The 12,494-nt window shown below is 63.3% G+C and carries 13 protein-coding genes and 1 pseudogene; 10 read left to right on the plus strand and 4 right to left on the minus strand.

The features are described 5' to 3' along the window. Positions 1–27 precede the first annotated feature (27 nt). The 10 genes and pseudogenes from EJ071_RS26445 (at position 28) to EJ071_RS26490 (ending at position 9,049) form a co-directional block, all read left to right on the plus strand. Complete coding sequence (locus EJ071_RS26445) at positions 28–342, plus strand: metalloregulator ArsR/SmtB family transcription factor (protein WP_126100489.1); 315 nt, start codon at positions 28–30, stop codon at positions 340–342. After that, entirely contained in the window at positions 339–809 is a 471-nt protein-coding gene (locus EJ071_RS26450; protein WP_126100490.1) for an SRPBCC domain-containing protein, read from the plus strand. Before EJ071_RS26445 ends, EJ071_RS26450 begins: the two co-directional genes overlap by 4 nt. Before the next feature lie 27 nt (positions 810–836). Further along, positions 837–1,442: an ATP-dependent Clp protease proteolytic subunit gene (locus EJ071_RS26455; RefSeq protein ID WP_126100491.1), complete on the plus strand. Its 606-nt coding sequence runs from the start codon at positions 837–839 to the stop codon at positions 1,440–1,442. 66 nt (positions 1,443–1,508) lie between these two features. Beyond that, a complete protein-coding gene (locus EJ071_RS26460; protein WP_126100492.1) occupies positions 1,509–1,784 on the plus strand; it encodes a hypothetical protein in 276 nt (91 codons plus the stop codon). A 783-nt stretch (positions 1,785–2,567) separates the two neighbouring features. Continuing rightward, the gene (gene uvrA, locus EJ071_RS26465) at positions 2,568–5,489 is read left to right on the plus strand and encodes an excinuclease ABC subunit UvrA (protein WP_126100493.1); all 2,922 of its coding nucleotides are present in this window, start codon (positions 2,568–2,570) and stop codon (positions 5,487–5,489) included. Continuing rightward, on the plus strand, positions 5,489–5,899 hold the full coding sequence (locus tag EJ071_RS26470) for a DUF302 domain-containing protein (RefSeq protein ID WP_126100494.1): 411 nt from the start codon (positions 5,489–5,491) through the stop codon (positions 5,897–5,899). The genes uvrA and EJ071_RS26470 overlap by 1 nt, the downstream gene beginning before the upstream one ends. After that, the gene (locus EJ071_RS26475) at positions 5,896–6,354 is read left to right on the plus strand and encodes a GNAT family N-acetyltransferase (RefSeq protein WP_126100495.1); all 459 of its coding nucleotides are present in this window, start codon (positions 5,896–5,898) and stop codon (positions 6,352–6,354) included. Before EJ071_RS26470 ends, EJ071_RS26475 begins: the two co-directional genes overlap by 4 nt. A 26-nt stretch (positions 6,355–6,380) precedes the next feature. Further along, positions 6,381–7,187 carry a DUF72 domain-containing protein gene (locus tag EJ071_RS26480; protein ID WP_126100496.1) on the plus strand — a complete coding sequence of 269 codons (807 nt, stop codon included), beginning with the start codon at positions 6,381–6,383 and terminating at the stop codon, positions 7,185–7,187. A 354-nt stretch (positions 7,188–7,541) separates the two neighbouring features. Further along, a complete protein-coding gene (locus tag EJ071_RS26485) occupies positions 7,542–7,796 on the plus strand; it encodes a hypothetical protein (RefSeq protein ID WP_126100497.1) in 255 nt (84 codons plus the stop codon). A gap of 111 nt (positions 7,797–7,907) precedes the next feature. Further along, positions 7,908–9,049 (plus strand): annotated as a pseudogene (locus EJ071_RS26490) (GGDEF domain-containing protein). A gap of 76 nt (positions 9,050–9,125) precedes the next feature. Here EJ071_RS26490 and EJ071_RS26495 read toward each other — a convergent pair. The 4 genes from EJ071_RS26495 to urtD form a co-directional block, all read right to left on the minus strand. Then, positions 9,126–9,302, minus strand: a complete 177-nt coding sequence (locus tag EJ071_RS26495) for a hypothetical protein (protein ID WP_126100498.1) — start codon at positions 9,300–9,302, stop codon at positions 9,126–9,128. Positions 9,303–9,508: 206 nt separating this feature from the next. Beyond that, positions 9,509–10,450 carry an IS110 family transposase gene (locus tag EJ071_RS26500; protein ID WP_126096410.1) on the minus strand — a complete coding sequence of 314 codons (942 nt, stop codon included), beginning with the start codon at positions 10,448–10,450 and terminating at the stop codon, positions 9,509–9,511. Between the two features lie 437 nt (positions 10,451–10,887). Next, complete coding sequence (gene urtE / locus EJ071_RS26505) at positions 10,888–11,583, minus strand: urea ABC transporter ATP-binding subunit UrtE (RefSeq protein ID WP_126100499.1); 696 nt, start codon at positions 11,581–11,583, stop codon at positions 10,888–10,890. A gap of 70 nt (positions 11,584–11,653) precedes the next feature. Continuing rightward, positions 11,654–12,400: an urea ABC transporter ATP-binding protein UrtD gene (urtD, locus tag EJ071_RS26510; RefSeq protein ID WP_126100500.1), complete on the minus strand. Its 747-nt coding sequence runs from the start codon at positions 12,398–12,400 to the stop codon at positions 11,654–11,656. Positions 12,401–12,494 lie beyond the last annotated feature (94 nt).

Raw genomic sequence — 12,494 nt, forward strand, 5'->3', positions numbered from 1 at the left:
CAATAAGTATCGGCTTATGCTTTGATCATGATCGAAACAGAAATTTTCCGGGCGCTGGCCGATCCGACTCGGCGCGCCGTCTATGAGCGGCTGGCAGCCGGCGAGATGACGGTGTCGGAGCTGCGCGCCGGCACGAGCGTGTCGCAGCCCGCCGTCTCGCAGCACCTCGCAGTGCTGCGCGGCGCCGGCCTCGTGGCGGAGCGGCGCGCCGGTCGCAACGCCTATTACCGCGCCGAGCCGCAAGGTCTCGATCCGCTGCTCGGCTGGATCGAGCGCTACCGCGCCTTCTGGCCGGAGCGCATCGAGAAACTGAAGACGGTTCTGAAGGAAATGGACCAATGACGAAATATCCGATGGTGACCGACGCGCCGCTCAATTTCGAATGCGAGCTTCCCGATCCGCCGGAAAAAGTCTGGCGAGCGCTGACCGAGCCGGAACTGCTCGCCGCCTGGATGATGCCGAACGACATGAAGCCGGAAACCGGCAATCGCTTCGCCTTTGCTGGACCGGATGCGCCGATCGAATGCGAGGTGCTGGACGCCAAGCCGGGCAAGCTGCTGCGCTATTCCTGGCGCGAGCGGCCAAGTGCTGAGGATGCCCAGCGATTGCCGGCATTCGAAAGCGTCGTCACCTTCACGCTCGCGCGCACGCCCTCCGGCGGCACGCATCTCAGCATCGTCCATGACGGCTTCGTGCCGGCGGCGCAACCTGTCCTCGCCGTTGCAGGCGCAGGCTGCAGACTCTCGCTAAATGCACGCAAGAATCCAACCGCCGCCAATGCGCCATGCATGATGCTGCGCGCGGCTTGACCAACGACAATCCGAGGAGACTTGGCCATGAGCGCCTTTGCCAATCTGGTGCCGATGGTGATCGAGCAGTCGAGCCGCGGCGAACGCGCCTTCGACATTTTCTCGCGGCTGCTGCGCGAACGCATCGTCTTCATCAACGGCGAGATCAATGACGGCGTGTCGGCGCTGGTCTGCGCGCAGCTTCTGTCGCTGGAATCGGATCATCCCGACAAGGAGATATCGATCTACATCAACTCGCCGGGCGGCGTGGTGACCAGCGGCTTCGCCATCTACGACACGATGCAATACATCTCCTGCCCGGTGTCGACGGTCTGCATGGGTTTTGCGGCCTCGATGGGCTCCTTCCTCTTGATGGCTGGCTCGCCGGGCCGGCGCATCGCGCTGCCCAACACCAGGATCGTGCTGCACCAACCGCTCGGCGGCTTCCAGGGCCAGGCCTCCGACATCCAGCGCCATGCCGAGGACATCCTGCGCACCAAGCGTCATATGACGGAGCTCTACGCCAGGCATTGCGGCCGGAGCTACGAAGAGGTCGAGCGCACGCTCGACCGCGACTATTTCATGACCGCCGAGGAGGCCAAGGCCTGGGGCCTCGTCGACCATGTCTACGACACGCGCAAGAAGGCTGCCTGAGGGACGCGCGGCAATTTGATTGCCGCGCGTCTGGCTTCGCTTCCGGCGCGCCTCTATAGTCGGCGGATGATCTGTTCCTTCAAGAAACCGGCTATTGCCGCTGCCGCGCTCGCCAGCACCCTGATGGCCGGCGCAGCCTTCGCGAACGACAGCTCGGCGCAGAAGCTACCTGGCGTCAGCGGCGACTATCGGATCGCCAAGCCTGCGCCACAGCCTGAGCCGGACGACGCGCAGCCCGCCGGCAGCAATGGTACGTTCAAGATCGGCGATACCGATGTCAGGATTTCCGGCAGCATCACCATCGATATGGCGACCGGCGGCATCAGGCCTCCCAATCATTGATCGGCGAGTTGACTGGCTGCGGGAATAAGCCTCCGTTCTGTCCACAAAATGTAAGCCCCGCCACTGCTTCCGCAGGTGGACGGGGCTTTCATGGATCTGAAACCCAACTTTAGCCGGGAGTGGACTGCCGGCGTTCTGTTTCGGATGCAACGCGGCGCTCGGCCGACGATCCGACTATGGTCTCTGATTGTACGAAATCGGCAGGTCACGGTTTGTCGGGTTGGCGCTCGCGCCTACCCTGGCACTTATGCCCGCCGCGGCTCCATCAACTCGTGGAGCCTCAAGGGACTGTCCGGTGGCGTCATGCTCCGCTCCTTCTGTCCGTTGCGACCATTGTCTTACGAAGCTCTAGTCGCAAACGCCTGCGGCGTCTCGCAGGCCACCTTGGGGTGGCGAGGCCATCGACAGACGGCCGGCTTCGCTGACGCCCCGACACTGCTCCCGTGAGTCGGCGGCGTCAACCTTGAATAGCCGGTTACCGAAAAATGTGATTGCTTGGAGGTTACGTTCAGGTAAGTCCATACCGTCTGCCGATTGGCGGCTTTGCGACCGCTGTTTCCACAGCGCTTCTCGCGAATGTTTCCACAACGCTTTTGTCAGGAGCGTGTTCGGCCTTTGTTCTTTCCGCTTGCCCGCCCACGCGAAAGACGGTTAAACCCATAGTTGGCCGCTTCCGTCGAGATTGTGGCGTCTCTCGACGCGGCGGCCAAACTACCTACATAGAGGATGGCCGGGACAAACCCGCCAATCCAGCAAATTCCAGACCTGAGGCGGCGACCGGCGATGGCCGACCAAAAATACCTTTCCATTCGCGGGGCGCGCGAACACAATCTCAAGAACGTCGATCTCGACCTGCCGCGCGACAGCCTGATCGTCATGACTGGACTGTCGGGTTCCGGCAAGTCTTCGCTCGCCTTCGACACCATCTATGCCGAGGGCCAGCGTCGTTACGTCGAAAGCCTGTCGGCCTATGCCCGCCAGTTCCTGGAGATGATGCAGAAGCCGGACGTCGACCAGATCGACGGCCTGTCGCCCGCCATCTCGATCGAGCAGAAGACCACTTCGCGCAACCCGCGTTCGACGGTCGGCACCGTCACCGAAATCTACGACTACATGCGCCTTCTCTTCGCACGCGTCGGCATCCCCTATTCGCCGGCCACCGGCCTGCCGATCGAGAGCCAGACGGTCAGCCAGATGGTCGACCGCGTGCTGGCGCTTGACGAAGGCACGCGCCTCTATCTGCTGGCGCCCATCGTGCGCGGCCGCAAGGGCGAGTACCGCAAGGAACTGCTGGAGTTGCAGAAGAAGGGCTTCCAGCGCGTCAAGGTCGACGGCGTCTTCTACGAGATCGCCGACGTGCCGGCGCTGGACAAGAAGTACAAGCACGACATCGACGTCGTCGTCGACCGCATCGTCGTGCGCGGCGATCTGGCGACCCGGCTTGCGGACTCGATGGAAACCGCGCTGAAGCTCGCCGACGGACTTGCGGTGGCCGAATTCGCCGACAGGCCGCTCGACGCCAGCCAGACGGGCGAGGACTCGGTCAACAAGTCGAAGAACGAGACGCATGAGCGCATCATGTTCTCGGAGAAATTCGCCTGCCCGGTGTCCGGCTTCACCATCCCCGAGATCGAGCCCAGGCTGTTCTCCTTCAACAACCCGTTCGGCGCCTGCCCGACCTGCGATGGCCTCGGCAGCCAGCGCGCCATCGACGCCAACCTCGTGGTGCCGGACGAGAACGTCTCGCTGCGCGACGGCGCGATCAGCCCCTGGGCGAAATCGACCTCGCCCTACTACGCTCAAACTCTGGAAGCGCTCGGCAAGACCTATGGCTTCAAGCTCGGCGACAAGTTCAAGGACCTGAGCGCCGAGGCGAAGCAGGCCGTGCTGCACGGCACCGGCGAGCGTGAGATCACGTTCCAGTATGACGACGGCCTGCGCTCCTATAAGACCACCAAGACTTTCGAGGGCGTCATCCCCAATCTCGACCGGCGCTGGAAGGAAACGGAATCGGCCTGGATGCGCGAGGAGATCGAGCGCTTCATGTCGGCGACGCCCTGCCCCGCCTGCAACGGCTATCGGCTGAAACCCGAAGCACTCGCCGTGAAGATCGCCGGCAAACATATCGGCGAGGTCACCGAACAGTCGATCCGCAAGGCCGACCAATGGTTCACCGACCTCCCGGCGCAACTCAACGACAAGCAGAACGAGATCGCCGTCAGAGTGCTGAAGGAAATCCGCGAGCGGCTGCGCTTCTTGAACGATGTCGGCCTCGACTATCTGACGCTGTCGCGCAACTCCGGCACGCTGTCCGGCGGCGAGAGCCAGCGCATCCGGCTCGCCTCGCAGATCGGCTCGGGCCTGACAGGCGTGCTCTACGTTCTGGACGAACCGTCGATCGGCCTGCACCAGCGCGACAATGCGCGCCTGCTCGATACGCTCAAGCACCTGCGAGACATCGGCAACACGGTGATCGTCGTCGAGCATGACGAGGACGCCATCCTGCATGCCGACTATGTCGTCGACATCGGCCCGGCCGCCGGCATCCATGGCGGTCAGATCATCGCGCAGGGCACGCCGCAGCAGATCATGGCCACACCCGCCTCGATCACCGGCAAATATCTGTCGGGCGAGCTGGAAGTGGCGACGCCGCAGCTGCGCCGCGAGGCGAAGAAGAGCCGGCGGATCAAGGTCGTCGGCGCGCGCGGCAACAATTTGAAGAATGTCACGGCGGAGATTCCGCTCGGCACCTTCACCTGCGTCACCGGCGTCTCCGGCGGCGGCAAGTCGACCTTCCTGATCGAGACGCTGTTCAAGGCGGCCTCGCGCCGCATCATGGGCTCGCGCGAGCATCCGGCCGAGCACGACCGCATCGAGGGCCTGGAATTCCTCGACAAGGTCATCGACATCGACCAGTCGCCGATCGGCCGCACGCCACGCTCCAACCCGGCCACCTATACCGGCGCCTTCACGCCGATCCGCGACTGGTTCGCGGGCCTCCCCGAGGCTAAGGCGCGCGGCTACCAGCCGGGCCGCTTCTCCTTCAACGTCAAGGGCGGCCGCTGTGAAGCCTGCCAGGGCGACGGCGTCATCAAGATCGAGATGCACTTCCTGCCCGACGTCTATGTCACCTGCGACGTCTGCCATGGCAAGCGCTACAACCGCGAGACGCTGGACGTGCTGTTCAAGGGCAAGTCGATCGCCGACGTGCTCGACATGACGGTCGAGGAAGGCGTCGACTTCTTCTCGGCGGTGCCCGGTGTGCGCGACAAGCTGGTGACGCTGAACCAGGTCGGCCTCGGCTACATCCATATCGGCCAGCAGGCGACGACGCTGTCGGGCGGCGAGGCGCAGCGGATAAAACTCGCCAAGGAATTGTCGCGCAAGGCGACCGGCAAGACGCTCTACATCCTCGACGAGCCGACCACCGGCCTCCACTTCCACGACGTCGCCAAGCTGCTCGAAGTGCTGCACGAGCTGGTCGACCAGGGCAACACGGTGGTGGTGATCGAGCACAATCTCGAGGTCATCAAGACCGCCGACTGGGTGCTCGATCTCGGCCCCGAGGGCGGCGACGGCGGCGGCGAGCTGGTCGCCTCCGGCACGCCGGAAGCGATCGTGCGCGAGAAGCGCAGCTATACCGGCCAGTTCCTGAAGGAGCTTCTGGAGCGACGCCCCGGAGGCAAACGCGAAGCGGCGGAGTGATGGCGAACACCGGCCTCATCTCCGTCGAAAGTCGTTTCGGCGTGGCCGAAACCATCGACAGGCTGGTCGAAACCGTCACCCGTGCGGGATTGCGTGTCTTCGCCAGGATCGACCATGCCGCCGGCGCGCATGAAATCGGTGCGCCGTTGCGTCCGACCGAATTGCTGATCTTCGGCCATCCCAAAGGCGGCACGCCGCTGATGCAGGATGAGCAGCTTGCCGGCATCGATCTGCCGGTGAAGGCGCTAGCCTGCGAGGATGCACAAGGCAAGGTCTGGTTGTCCTACAACGATGCGCATTGGCTGGCCGAACGGCATGGGCTTGGCGACGCCAGCCGCGATGCCGTTGCGGCCATTTCGGCGGGCATGGAAAAGGTCGTCGCGGCTGCTGCTGGAGTCAATCAATCATGAGACTGGCCCGCTCTGAAGACCTTGCCGCCGTCGTTTCGCTGACCACGGCCGCCTATGCGCCCTACACCGCCTTGCTCGGCGCGGCGCCGATCCCGGTGACGGAAGACTATGCGCCGCGCATCGAGCGCGGCGAAATCTGGCTGCGGGAAGAAGGCACCGAACTCGCAGGGCTGATCGTCCTCGAGCGGCACCCTGACCACGCCATGATCTTCAGCGTCGCCGTCGCGCCGGCCTTCCAGAGCAAGAAGCTCGGCATCAAGCTGCTCAAGTTCGCCGACGAACAGGCCCGACTGTGGGGTTTGCCGGAGGTGCGGCTCTACACCAATTCGCGGATGGAGCGGAACATCGCGCTCTATTCGGCTTATGGCTATCGGGAAACGGGTCGTCGGCCGAACCCATATCGGCCAGGATGGACCGTGGTCGACATGGCCAAGTCGATCGACAAAGCGGCCTGATCAATTCGAAAACCGGGAGGATGACGATGACCAGCCAAGGAAAGATCCGCTCCGGCATGGGCGGCTGGACCTTCGAGCCGTGGGACACCTCCTTCTATCCGGACAATCTGTCGAAGGCGAAGCAACTCCATTATGCAAGCCGCCAGGTGCCAAGCATCGAAGTCAACGGCACTTACTATTCCAGCTTCAAGGAGCCAACCTTCGTCAAATGGGCCAGCGAAGCGCCTGACGGGTTCGTCTATTCGCTGAAAGGCAATCGCTTCGTCACCAACCGCCGCGTGCTGGGCGAGGCAGGCGAATCGATGATGCGCTTCCTGGGTACGGGCGTCGCGGCGCTCGGCGACAAGCTCGGGCCGATCCTGTGGCAGTTCGCACCGACGAAAAAGTTCGACGCCGACGATTTCGAGGCTTTTTTGAAGCTTCTGCCCGAAAAACAGGACGGCGTGCCGCTGCGCCATGCGCTGGAAGTCAGGCATGACAGCTTCATCGTGCCGGAATTTCCGGCATTGGCGCGCAAATACAACGCCGCGATCGTCTATGCAGACCACGCCAAATACCCGGCGATCGCCGACGTCACCGGCGATTTCGTCTATGCGCGGCTGCAGACCGGCAGCGACGACAATCCCGACTGCTACACGCCAAAGGGGCTCGATGAATGGGCGGCGCGGACAAAGACCTGGGCGGAAGGCAAGCAGCCGGCCGACCTGCCGCGCGCCGATCCCAAGACCGACGCGCCGGTCAAGCCGCGCGATGTGTTCGTCTACTTCATCACCGAGGGCAAGGTGCGCGCGCCTTTCGGAGCCATGGCGCTGATGAAGCGGGTGACAGCCTAGAGCCGGATGATTTCAGGTCGAACCGACCTGAAATCTGAATCCGGCTCTAAATCAAAGAGATAGAGCATGATGTCGCCCGAAAACCGCTTCACACTTTTCGGCATCATGCTCTAGATGTGAACTGCGGACCTCTACCGGCTCTTTGTTCCAACGCCTGAGCTCTGCACGGCGCACCACGCGACACTGGTCGGCGGTTGGCTTGTCGGAACCCGCCGGCCATCTTGACCGTTCTGCCTGAGTCGCCGACCGCGCGAGGTCGGCGCAAGGTTATCTCGCCAAAAGGTCGCTACGGCGAGGTTGCCGCCTCGCGAAATGCTCGCCAAATCCCGCAGCGCCGGAAAGGAGCGAGGAAAGATGACCGTCATCCTCGGTGCGTTGCTTACCGTCGCCGGCGTCGTGTACATGGCAGGCGCCGCTCTGAGGCGCGGACGACTGAGTGACCCAGCTCCCACAGCGCCGGATCGCCCGGCGCCGAACCTGGCAACACCGGGCCCGACACTGGAGCCGCGGCGGCGCGGACTCGGTTTCCTAGGCCTGTCGCAGAATTGGCCGGGTCTGCTGATGATGGCGGTCGGCATCATCCTGCTGTTGTCGATGGCGGTTCTCTGACGTTACGGAATTATGGCGTCCTCACCGCTGTCGTAACGTAATCGATACTTCCTTGCTGCATGAATGCACCTACGCCAGGTTGCAGAAGCCCGGCGCTGGCAAGGACGGTGCATGCTGCTCGACTACAACTCATTGCTGCTGGCCGTCGGCTTCTCCGCCGCCTGCCTCAGCCTGACCCTGTTCGGAACCTGGCTGACCGCCCGTTCCGACAAGTTCCTGCTGACATGGGCAATCAGCGTGCTGGTGGTGGTAGTCGAGGTCTTTGTCTATGACGCCTATATCGAAGCGCCCGGAACAGCCCTGGGCGTCCTGACCTTGGCGCTGTTGCTGCTTGGCTTCTCGGTGATGCTGGGCGCCGCCTACCAGTTCCGGACCGGCCACTCCCCGCTGCCGCGCATCGCGCTTGGCGCCGGCATCTCCTTCGCGCTGGCGCTGCCGCCCATGGCGCTCGGCTATGACGGGCTGGGCTTCATGCTCGAGAATTCGCTCGCCGCGCTGCTCCTGTTCGGCACGGCGCATGACTATTGGAAAGGCCGCGCGGAGGCGCCGGCGCAGCTTGTTGGCGTGGCGCTGCTCTACACGCTGACCGCCTCGTCCTTCGTGCTGTGCGCAGTCGTTTTGGCATGGGACGGCAAGCTGGTTCTTGGCCACGCTCCGAACAACTGGGCGGAGGATCTGAGCCTGGTCATCGTCATCGCCTCGATGACCGGCATCGGCGCGCTGTCGCTGGCGCTCAACCAGGGGCGGCTCGCGCGCCATCACAAGCGCGAGGCGGAGACCGATGCGCTGACCGGGCTGCTCAACCGCCGCGCCTTGTTCGACCTGCACGGCAAGCTGCCCGTCGGCGCCTTCATGGCGGTGGTGGTGTTCGACCTCGATGGCTTCAAGGCGATCAACGACCAGTACGGCCACGCCGCCGGCGACGAGGTGCTCAAGGTGTTCGCCGAAGAACTGTCCGGCAATCTGCGCCCGAACGATGTCGCTGCCCGGGCGGCGAGGAATTCGCGCTGGTGCTGAAGCGCGCCTTGCCTGAGATGGTCGAGAGTACGGCCGAACGGATAAGGATGGCATTCGCCGCGCGGGCGATCGAAACCGAGACAGGCCGGTTAAGATGCACGGTGAGCGCCGGTTTCGCCTTCGGTAGCAACGAAGGCACGAGCTTCGACAAGGTGCTCAGCGCCGCCGACAAGGCGCTTTACGCAGCCAAGCGCGGCGGGCGCAATCGCGTGCTCGACTTCCGCCGCTGCGCTTGAAGCTCTGAGCAATTCCAGGAAAAGTGTGAAACGGTTTTCCGTCCGGAATTGCGTCAAACTCTAGCGGCTAAAGCCGTCAATGGCGTCCGATCACTTCATTGTAGGTGTCGAGGTCGACGTAGAAGACCTTGGTTATCTCGCCGAGCAGATCGTCCTCGTCGTAGCCTTGCGACATAAGGATGTTGATCGCCGTCATGATATCGACCCGTTCGGTGAGGCGTCGTTTCTGATAGTCCTCGACAAAACGTTCCATCGCCTTTCCCCTGGCAAGTTCTTTGTTGGACGCATCGACCGACAATCACTGCAGAGAAAGCTAGGCAGGTTTGCTTGCGTGGAACTTGCCGGGCGCGCCCGCGCCCCTTCATTTTGCGACTGATACGGAAAGCGACCGACTCACCAAGGCCAGGAAAAGACTAGCATGTGGTCTTTTATGCGCCAGCGCCATCCATCACTTCGTCATCAACTCTGAGGAATCATGGCGTCCCGGAGCCTGGCATTTAGGGTGACGACGATCTTTCGCATGACGGCGGCGATGGCCACCATAGGCTTTTTGCCGTTGGCGCGCAGGCGTTTGTAGAAGGCTGCGAACTCGCCCTTTCCGGCTGCGGCGCACAGGGCCGGCATGTAGAGCATGGTTCTGACGTCAGGGCGTCCGCCACGGATTTTGCGGTAGCCGTGTTTTTGGCCGCTGTCGTTTGGATGAGGCGCGAGCCCTGCAAGGGCTGCAGCCTTGCGGCGGGTCAGGGAGCCGAGCTCGGGCAAGCTGGCCAGCAGCTTGGCCGCCATGATCGGGCCGAGATTGTCCATGGCCGTGCATATGGCTGCCCGGTGCTTGAGGGTGCGGCTGTTGGCGATCAGTTCGCGGATGTCGGCCTCGATGGTCTTGATCTGATTGTCGACGGCTTTGATCATCGCCTTGAAGGAGGCAGCGAGCCCGCGGCCGCCGGGGGCCTTGAGGCGGTTCTTCTCAGCACCCCTGAAGGCCATGAGCTCCTGGCGGCGGCGAACCAAGGCGCGTAGGCGTGTCGCATCGGCATCCGGAGCCTGCCACAGGCACAGCTTCTCCCAGCGCTCACGGCCGTAGGCAGAAAGCATGCCGGCATCGATGGCGTCGCTCTTGCCGTGGGTGCCGAAGGAGCGGATGAAGCTTTTGACCTTGAGCGTGTCGGCGCGGTGGCAGGCGATGCCGGCGCGCAGGCACTCCTCGAGCAGCAGGCTTTCATGACCTCCGGTCGGCTCGCACACGACAAGGTCGATGTGTTTGTAGCGCTTGAGGAGGGCACGGATTGCACGCCGCTGATTGGCTATGGTGCGGGTGGTGGTGCCGTCGGCGACGGTGATGGTGTCCTTGGCGATGTCGAAGCCGAGGCACAGCTGCGGCTGGTGGTGCAAGAAGGCCATGCTGGTGGTATCCTTAAAAGGCTTCGGATTGTTTGCGGGCGTGGCTCAGGCCAGCGGCCAATCAACTCTCCAAGCGATGGCGGACAAAGACGGCAGGGACCATGATGACGTCGGGTGTTACCCGGTCCTTAGGACGGTCGCCTGCCGCCGGGACTGCTGGCTGTGATGGGCCTGCAGTCCCGGCCGCCAAACTACCCGATCCTTCTCAAACAATCCTTGGGCGTAGCGACGCGAAGCGGAGCGCAGACCCGAGGATCCATGCCGTTACTTCCAAGCGTCAGTAACGGCGCGGAACTCGGCATGGCGCGGAACAATGAATCTATTCTGCAGCGCAGCACTCTTCGACCGACGTCACGGCATGGGTCTGCGCTGCGTCGCTTCGCTCCTTGCTTCGCCCATTGATGACGATGCCGGAGCCGCCGCACATCTGAGCTGCACTACACCGTCAGGAACTTCCTCACGTCCGCCCTGTCGAGATCTTCGGCCGGACCGGTGTGCACGATCTGGCCGCGGTCCATGATGTTGATCTCGTCGGCGAGGTCGCGGCAGAAATCGAGATATTGCTCGACCAGAAGCACGGCGATTCCCGCCTGGTCGCGCAGATAGCGGATGGCGCGGCCGATATCCTTGATGATCGACGGCTGGATGCCTTCCGTCGGCTCGTCGAGCACCAAAAGCTTCGGCCGCATCACCAGCGCCCGCCCGATGGCGAGCTGCTGCTGCTGACCGCCCGACAGGTCGCCGCCGCGCCGCGACAGCATCTGCTTCAGCACCGGAAACAGCTCGAAGACATGCGCCGGAATGGTGCGGTCGCCGCGCCTCAACGGCGCGAATCCCGATTCCAGATTCTCGCGCACCGTGAGCAGGGGAAAAATCTCCCTGCCCTGCGGCACGAATGCGATGCCCGACCGGGCGCGGTCATACGCCGCGCTCCGGTCGAGCGCCTTCCCCTCGAAGGCAACGCTTCCGCTCGTCAGCCGGTGATGGCCGACGATCGATCTCATCAAACTGGTCTTGCCGACGCCGTTGCGGCCGAGCACGCAGGTGATCTTGCCGGCACCGGCCTTCAGCGAAACGCCGCGCAGCGCCCGCGCGGCGCCGTAATGGAGCGTGGCATTGGAGACTTCGAGCATGGTCAGCCCCTTCTCCGCCGCTTCAGGAAAGCGAACTCGAAACGGTGGAACGGAACCCGCCAGACCATGTTCATCGCCCCAGATAGACTTCGACGACACGTTCGTCGGCCGAAACGAAATCGAGCGTGCCTTCCGACAGCACCGAGCCTTCGTGCAGACAGGTGACCTTGACACCGAGCTCGCGCACGAAATGCATGTCGTGCTCGACCACGATCACCGAATGGTCGCGCGCAATATCCTTGAGCAGGTGCGCGGTCTCCTCGGTCTCGGCATCGGTCATGCCGGCGACCGGCTCGTCGACAAGCAGCAGCTTCGGGTCTTGCGCCAGCAGCATGCCGATCTCCAGCCACTGTTTCTGGCCGTGGCTTAGATTGGCGGCAAGCTCCTCGCGTTTGTCGCCGAGACGGATGATGCCGAGGATGTCGTCGATACGCCGCGTCTCGGCGGCCGCGCGGCGGTGGAACAAAGCAGGGAAGATCGAGCGAGGCCCCTTCAGCGCCAGCATCAAATTGTCCTCGACGCTGTGGCTTTCGAAAACGGTCGGCTTCTGGAATTTCCTGCCGATGCCCATCATGGCGATCTCGGCTTCGTCATGCCGGGTGAGGTCGACCTGGCCGTCGAAGAACACCTCGCCCTCGTCCGGCCGCGTCTTGCCGGTGACGATGTCCATCATCGTCGTCTTTCCGGCGCCGTTGGGACCGATGATCGCGCGCATTTCGCCCTTGTCGAGCACCAGCGACAAATTGTTGATGGCGCGAAAACCGTCGAAGGAAACCGAGACGCCGTCGAGATAGAGGATGGTGTTCGACTTGCTCATGGTTCCTTCACTCGGCCGGCTGCGGTTCTGGGCCGGAGGCGGACCAGGAGCCCGGGGTCCTCGCCGCCGAGCGGACGATCTTCGGCTCTGGCTT

The organism is Mesorhizobium sp. M1B.F.Ca.ET.045.04.1.1, from assembly GCF_003952465.1.
In the GTDB taxonomy this organism is placed as follows: Bacteria; Pseudomonadota; Alphaproteobacteria; order Rhizobiales; family Rhizobiaceae; genus Mesorhizobium; species Mesorhizobium shonense.

What these genes read in the sequence shown, in the direction of transcription:
- EJ071_RS26480 (WP_126100496.1), top strand. Translation starts at nt 6,381, where the DNA reads ATGACCAGCCAAGGAAAGATCCGCTCCGGCATGGGCGGCTGGACCTTC.
- EJ071_RS26450 (WP_126100490.1), top strand. Translation starts at nt 339, where the DNA reads ATGACGAAATATCCGATGGTGACCGACGCGCCGCTCAATTTCGAATGC.
- EJ071_RS26445 (WP_126100489.1), top strand. Translation starts at nt 28, where the DNA reads ATGATCGAAACAGAAATTTTCCGGGCGCTGGCCGATCCGACTCGGCGC.
- EJ071_RS26475 (WP_126100495.1), top strand. Translation starts at nt 5,896, where the DNA reads ATGAGACTGGCCCGCTCTGAAGACCTTGCCGCCGTCGTTTCGCTGACC.
- urtE (WP_126100499.1), bottom strand. Translation starts at nt 11,583, where the DNA reads ATGCTCGAAGTCTCCAATGCCACGCTCCATTACGGCGCCGCGCGGGCG.
- EJ071_RS26455 (WP_126100491.1), top strand. Translation starts at nt 837, where the DNA reads ATGAGCGCCTTTGCCAATCTGGTGCCGATGGTGATCGAGCAGTCGAGC.
- EJ071_RS26500 (WP_126096410.1), bottom strand. Translation starts at nt 10,450, where the DNA reads ATGGCCTTCTTGCACCACCAGCCGCAGCTGTGCCTCGGCTTCGACATC.
- EJ071_RS26485 (WP_126100497.1), top strand. Translation starts at nt 7,542, where the DNA reads ATGACCGTCATCCTCGGTGCGTTGCTTACCGTCGCCGGCGTCGTGTAC.
- EJ071_RS26460 (WP_126100492.1), top strand. Translation starts at nt 1,509, where the DNA reads ATGATCTGTTCCTTCAAGAAACCGGCTATTGCCGCTGCCGCGCTCGCC.
- EJ071_RS26495 (WP_126100498.1), bottom strand. Translation starts at nt 9,302, where the DNA reads ATGGAACGTTTTGTCGAGGACTATCAGAAACGACGCCTCACCGAACGG.
- EJ071_RS26470 (WP_126100494.1), top strand. Translation starts at nt 5,489, where the DNA reads ATGGCGAACACCGGCCTCATCTCCGTCGAAAGTCGTTTCGGCGTGGCC.
- uvrA (WP_126100493.1), top strand. Translation starts at nt 2,568, where the DNA reads ATGGCCGACCAAAAATACCTTTCCATTCGCGGGGCGCGCGAACACAAT.
- urtD (WP_126100500.1), bottom strand. Translation starts at nt 12,400, where the DNA reads ATGAGCAAGTCGAACACCATCCTCTATCTCGACGGCGTCTCGGTTTCC.